Below are 4,311 nucleotides of genomic sequence, written 5' to 3'. Positions count from 1 at the left end.
AAAAAATTTATGTAAGCCTGAATAATTTTGAATCTGTACAGGGGAAAAGGTTGAAGGAAAGAGAAAAGAATGGTATATTGAAAAAAACAGAAATTGGGGGTTGATCTTATGAAATATTTGCTGAAAAATGGTACAGTTGTTTCTGGAGAAGGCAGCAGACAGGCAGATGTTTTGATCGATGGTGAAAAAATCGTTGACGTAGGCAGGAACCTGGATGCTGAGGGCGCGGAAATCCTGGATGCAGCCGGCAAGCTTCTTTTTCCGGGGTTTATTGACGGACACACACATTTTGACCTGGAAGTGGCGGGAACAGTTACAGCAGATGATTTTGAAACCGGAACAAAAGCGGCTCTTCTTGGAGGGACTACTTTTGTGATCGATTATGCATCACAGGATAAAGGCGGCCACACCCTAAGGGAAGGGCTGAAAAAGTGGCATGACAAAGCAGACGGAAAGTGTTCCTGTGATTATTCTTTCCATATGTCCGTAGTCGAATGGAATCCAGAAACAGAAGCAGAGATTCAGGATATGATCGATGAGGGTATTACAAGTTTTAAGCTTTATATGACATATCCGGCTATGATTGTCGATGACTGTGATCTTTATAAGATTCTGAAAAAACTGGGACAGTGCGGCTGCTTTGCAGGTGTACATTGTGAAAATGCAGGTGTGATCGATGCATTGATAGCAGAAGCAAAGAAGGAAGGACGTCTGGGACCGGAAAATCATCCGCTGGTTCGGCCGGATACTATGGAGGCAGAGGCTGTCCACAGACTTCTGGCAATTGCAAAAGAAGCAGATGCCCCGGTTATGATCGTTCATCTTACAAACAAAAAAGCCTATGAGGAAGTGATGGCTGCAAGGAAAAAAGGTCAGACCGTATATGCGGAAACCTGTCCTCAGTATCTTCTTCTGGAGGACAGCGTTTATTCCAAACCGGATTTTGAGGGGGCTGTTTATGTATGTGCGCCTCCTATCCGTAAAAAAGAAGATCAGGACTGTTTGTGGGAAGCTCTTGGAAAAGAAGAAATCCAGACTGTTGCTACAGACCAGTGCAGTTTCAGCTTAGAGCAAAAAGCATTAGGCAGAGAGGATTTTACGAAGATTCCGGGAGGACTTCCAGGAGTGCAGACACGAGGAACACTTCTTTATACTTACGGGGTCAGGGAAGGAAAGATCACAGAAGCTCAGATGTGTAAGCTGTTAAGTGAAAATCCGGCAAAGCTTTACGGTGTTTATCCAAGAAAAGGTGTGATCCAGCCCGGGAGCGATGCAGATATTGTTATCCTGGACCCTTCCAGGGAAGATGTGATCTCTGCCAAAACCCATGCATATAATACAGATAACAACCCGTTTGAAGGCTTTAAGCTTGGCTGCAAGATCGATGACGTATTCTTAAGAGGTCATCATGCAGTGGCTGGGGGGAAACTGAAAGAAGAAAAACTGGGAACATTTATCCGAAGAGAAAAAAATATGCTGTAACTCTCTGTTTGTGAGGAAGGGGCGGATTTTGTTTTTTGTTCCCCACAGACGATGCAGAGAGAAAAAAGCAGATTATGTACTATGAGCTGCTTTTTCTCTTTGCATCTGGAAGTAGACAACACCAAAACAGAACTCCTTCCGGATTGAATATGGCTACCATTTGCAGGCTGGCCATTCCGCCGCCCCACCCCCCACAAGCAGAAATTTAAAGATTTACATTAATATTCTGCTCTTTGACATTATGTTTCTTTGCATATCCGGTAAGGATCAGTGTCAGGGCTCCGTCTCCTGTTACGTTACATGCTGTGCCGAAGCTGTCCTGAAGAGCAAAAATTGTAAGCATCAGAGCCGTGCCGGTTTCATTAAATCCAAGAATACCTGTAATGATTCCGAGAGATGCCATAACGGTACCTCCGGGAACACCGGGAGCTCCGATGGCAAATACTCCGAGAAGGAGGCAGAAAAGAATCATAGTTCCGGCTGAAGGAATCGTGCCGTACAGGATTTTGGAGACTGTCATGCAGAAGAATACTTCCGTAAGAACAGAACCGCAAAGATGGATGTTTGCAAAAAGAGGAATACCAAACTGTACCATATCTTTACGAAGCGGTTTTGCTTTGTCTGCACACTGAAGGGCAACGGCAAGTGTTGCGGCAGAGGACATGGTTCCTACTGCAGTAAGGTAAGCGGGACCATAATAACGTACAACGTCCCAGGGATTTTCTTTGGAATAGATGCCTGCCAGTACATATAAAAGTGCCATCCAGATAAAATGACCGATCAGAACAATTGCGATAACCTGAAGGAATACCGGGAACTGTTTGGTTATGGATCCTTCATAAGCCAGACCACAGAAGGTAAGAGCAATAAAGAAAGGAAGGATCGGAATGATCACTTTGGATACGATGGAAAGCACGATAGCCTGAAATTCATCCAGAATTCCGGTGATCAATCTAGATTTGTTCCAGGTAGCGGCAAGACCTATCATAACAGAAAAGACAAGGGCGCTCATAACAGACATGATCTGCGGGATCGCAAGCTCAAACACAACAGGAGGCAGTTCTTTCAGCCCTTCGACATCTGTAATAATGGAAAGGTGAGGAATCAATGTATAACCTGCTGCAGTAGAAAAAAGTGCGGCACCAATAGAGGATGCATATGCGATCACAATGGCAACGCCCAGCATACGGGAAGCGTTGTTTCCCAGTTTGGTAATGGACGGTGCAATAAAACCAATGATGATCAGCGGCACACAGAAATTAATCACCTGTCCAAGAATATATTTCAGTGTTACCACTACGTTCAAGATACCCAGGGTAAGGTCTGAGCCGTCTGTAGAATTAAGAATAAGTCCGATCACAATTCCAAGGATAACTCCTACAAGAAGTTTAAATGGAAGACTTTTAAAAAAACTGTTTTTTTTCATAAAATGAGAATCCCCCTTCAAAAATATTTTCAGCATTCCTGATCTACATTTACACGGTCGATCATAATATTTAATATTTCGGTATCTGTGGAGCGCATTCCCACACGGCCGATATATCCCATACTTTTGATGGTTTCTTCCACATCGCCGCGGATAATGCCTTCACCGGGAAGAAAGCTTTTATTCTGAATGCTCAGATGGAATGCCATAAGAGCCGCATCTACGGAGGATGCGATCTTTGCTGCACAGGATGGTTTGGCGCCGTCACATACGATGCCTCCGATATTGCCGAGTGTGTTGATGATGGTCAGGGATACCTGCTGATAGTTTCCTCCATACATATAAGTGATGCCGGCCCCGGCTCCGCAGGCTGCACTGACAGCACCGCAGTATGCGGAAAGACTTCCAATATAATATTTTTGATGGATGGCTATCAGATTGCTGACCACAAGAGACCGATAAAGCTTCTCTCTGGAAACTTCCCATTCTTCCGCATAGGCGATAACAGGAAGAGAAACAGTCATTCCCTGATTTCCGCTGCCGGAGTTGATCACAACAGGCATGGAACAGCCGCCCATGCGGGCATCGCTTCCTGCAGCTGCTCTGGCACATGCTCTGGTAGTGATCCCTTTTCCCCAGACATGCATAAGTGTTTTTCCAATCTGAGCACCATAGTTGTTGTCCAGACCTTCCTGAGAAATGGCAGTATTCATGCGGATCTGACGTTCCAGGATTTCCTTTACGTCTTCAACGACTACCTGATCGGCAAAATCCAGGATATCTTTTACAGTAAGCTTGGATTTGTCAATGGCAGAATCAATCTTTTTTTCTTCTGTTTCCCTGGAGAGAATCACCTGATCATCTTTTACGATCCGTATAATATTGGTATGCTGATCTACAATGGTAACCTCGGCAAAATGTTCTCCTTTGATTACCCTGGCAACAATATAAAGGTTTGATACTCCTTCTGCCAGAGTACAGGAACAGATCTTTTTTTCTATCAGATCTTTTGTTTTTTCGATGTGCTCCGGACGTATTTCTTCCAGAACTTCCAGCGCTTTGTCAGCATTGCCGCCTACAACGCCCAGAACAGCTGCCACATCGATTCCCTTCAGACCTCCTGAATTAGGGACTGTGACGCCTTTTACGTTTTTGATAATGTTTCCGCTTAACTGCATTTCAATCGTATCCGGAAATTCTCCAAGAATCTGTCGGGCTTTTGCTGCTGCATAGGCAATGGCAATAGGTTCCGTACATCCCAGAGCGGGAACAAGTTCGTGTTTCAGAATAGCCAGATAATTTGCATATAATGCAGAATCCATATGTTCCTCCTTTCTGTGAGGCATGTTCAGACAGCTGACTGCATACCGCACTAAGCATTATGGAGTTAATCTATAGATCGG

The 4,311-nt window shown here is 44.5% G+C and carries 3 protein-coding genes; 1 reads left to right on the top strand and 2 read right to left on the bottom strand.

All coding sequences use genetic code 11. From position 1 onward, the window contains the following. The first annotated feature begins 108 nt into the window (after positions 1 to 108). Positions 109 to 1,482 carry a dihydropyrimidinase gene (gene hydA, locus RDS42_RS12830; RefSeq protein ID WP_308784005.1) on the top strand — a complete coding sequence of 458 codons (1,374 nt, stop codon included), beginning with the start codon at positions 109 to 111 and terminating at the stop codon, positions 1,480 to 1,482. 205 nt (positions 1,483 to 1,687) lie between these two features. On the opposite strand, the gene RDS42_RS12825 is transcribed toward hydA, so the two are convergent. Further along, a complete protein-coding gene (locus tag RDS42_RS12825; RefSeq protein ID WP_308784004.1) occupies positions 1,688 to 2,908 on the bottom strand; it encodes a dicarboxylate/amino acid:cation symporter in 1,221 nt (406 codons plus the stop codon). Between the two features lie 29 nt (positions 2,909 to 2,937). Next, positions 2,938 to 4,230 carry an L-serine ammonia-lyase, iron-sulfur-dependent, subunit alpha gene (locus tag RDS42_RS12820; protein WP_308784003.1) on the bottom strand — a complete coding sequence of 431 codons (1,293 nt, stop codon included), beginning with the start codon at positions 4,228 to 4,230 and terminating at the stop codon, positions 2,938 to 2,940. Positions 4,231 to 4,311 lie beyond the last annotated feature (81 nt).

Origin of the sequence: uncultured Blautia sp., assembly GCF_902497045.1 — a bacterium.
Classification (GTDB): Bacteria; Bacillota; Clostridia; order Lachnospirales; family Lachnospiraceae; genus Blautia_A.
This window is presented reverse-complemented; position numbering and strand designations above follow the sequence as displayed.

Coding starts and splice junctions, on each gene's coding strand:
- RDS42_RS12825 (WP_308784004.1), bottom strand. CDS start 2,908: ATGAAAAAAAACAGTTTTTTTAAAAGTCTTCCATTTAAACTTCTTGTA.
- hydA (WP_308784005.1), top strand. CDS start 109: ATGAAATATTTGCTGAAAAATGGTACAGTTGTTTCTGGAGAAGGCAGC.
- RDS42_RS12820 (WP_308784003.1), bottom strand. CDS start 4,230: ATGGATTCTGCATTATATGCAAATTATCTGGCTATTCTGAAACACGAA.